This window comes from Miniimonas arenae, from assembly GCF_006351005.1.
Classification (GTDB): domain Bacteria; phylum Actinomycetota; class Actinomycetes; order Actinomycetales; family Beutenbergiaceae; genus Miniimonas; species Miniimonas arenae.
The window spans coordinates 1-1824 of the sequence record NZ_VENP01000114.1; the positions used below are offsets into that span (position 1 = coordinate 1).

Annotated in this window: 1 protein-coding gene; it reads right to left on the minus strand. The window is 61.5% G+C overall.

Annotated features, from left to right (window positions below; genetic code table 11):
• Window positions 1-59: 59 nt before the first annotated feature.
• The coding region (locus FH969_RS14805) for an ATP-binding protein (protein ID WP_218975336.1) at window positions 60-1824 on the minus strand (1765 nt) is incomplete at its 5' end.

Below are 1824 nucleotides of genomic sequence, written 5' to 3' on the forward strand. Positions count from 1 at the left end.
GCAACCTCACCAACTACATCGCCCGCAGCCTGCTCGAGACCGGCGGCTTCAGGCCCCGACTACACCCTGGAATCGGATGAGCCGCCAATCCTCACGACGACGGGCACCTGAGCTGAGACCCCGGACAAGACGCAGGTGCCCGTGGGCAGGATCGGCAGCGATTCGAACGACACCCGATCGAGGTAGGCGACCGCCTTCTCGATCGCGTGAACGTCGAGGTTGTTCACGAGGCGGTGGAGGAAGTAGTTGTGCAATTGCGAGACGATCGTCTCGGAGATGTCGTGTGGGCGCTGACTCGCGAGCGTCAGGAAGACCCCGAACTTGCGGCCCTCCTTGATGATCTCCTCGAACGTCTCCAGGCGGTAGTCGCGCCAGGCTTCGCTCTCCCTCGCTGACTCGGTCGACAAGATGTTATGTGCCTCGTCAATGATGAGGTTCAGGTATCGCTGCCCCCGAGGGTCTGTGCGCTTCTTGGCGTCATAGAGGTGCTTACAGACGATCATCGGGATGACCTTGCGCATGGCGAGATTGACGTTGCGAAGCGACACGACGGTGAGCGGCCCCTCCGTGAACGCATCCTCGGAGACCTTCACGAGCCGTTTGATGCTCGGCACCCGCTCGTCCATCCGTTTCATCATCGGCCCAAGATGCTCGCGGTTGGCGAACCCGCTGATCACGTCGCGGTAGTACTGGAGCACCAACTTGAAGCGAACGAGATCGACGTCGTCGACGGCCGAAAAGTCCTGCTGGACCGCGGTCACCTTGGCCTTGATGAAGTCCGCCCAGTCCGCGTCGGTCGCCCACTTGCGCTGGGTGGTCGGTGTCGCTTCCCAGTAGAAGTTATGACTCTGGCTGAAGTAGCCGAGACTGGCCCGCATCTCCTCGATCAGCGCGGTCAGGTCGGGCGACGCATGGTCGCCAAGACAGGACACGACTTCTTCAAGGAAGTTGACCGGCAGCTGGCGGTCCAGCGCACCGTCGTTGCTTTTCGTTGCGCGCGCGACCAGGTCGCCGATCACGTCGAGGAGCGCCTGAGCGTCGGGTAGCAACCGGTCCCAGTATTCGCTCTTGAGCACGCGAGAAATGAAGGGAGCCTGCGTCTTTTCGGTCGCGTCGAGCAGAACGGTCCAGAAGACTGGATCGTGAACGGCGGACTTCGGAAGTGGCAGCCGGTCTCCACCGTCGTCGTGTGTCGACAGGTCGTAGACCTGCTTCACATCGTCCCCGGCAATGACTGCGGTCGCGTACTCCTCCGACCCGCCGACGCAGTTGACGTACTCGCCGTTGAAGTCGATCAACACAAACTGAGACCGCCGGCGGAACGTCTCGATCGCCCCGTATCTCTTGAATAGTTCGTGATACAGCTTGGCGAGCGTGTACGACTTCCCGCTGCCGGTGTTGCCGAAGATCCCTACGTGGCTCGCGAATATCGCATTGACGCCAACTGATACCGGCTGAGTTGGCTCCATCGCAAGCGCGCCGATTTCGAGCGGCTCATCGCCCGCCGAGACGAACGTGTGGATCATCCTGAACTCATGCTCCGTGAGGATGAAGCATTCGTTGTCCAGGAGCGGCATCTCACGGACTCCGCGTTCGAAGCGTCCGCCCTCGATGTACCCGACAAGGCTCACGTCGAGCTGTCGAGACAGAGGATCCACGCCGCGGCGGTACCCGGAACTCGCACCGCGATCCTCTTCGACGACCTCGCCGTCGACCTTGGCGATCAGCTCAGCGAAGCCCTTAACGATCTTGACGTAGCTTGCGACGGCGACGTTCCGCACGAGCCCTCCGCGGTACAGAAGGTGCGAACCGTTCTTGAGCTTG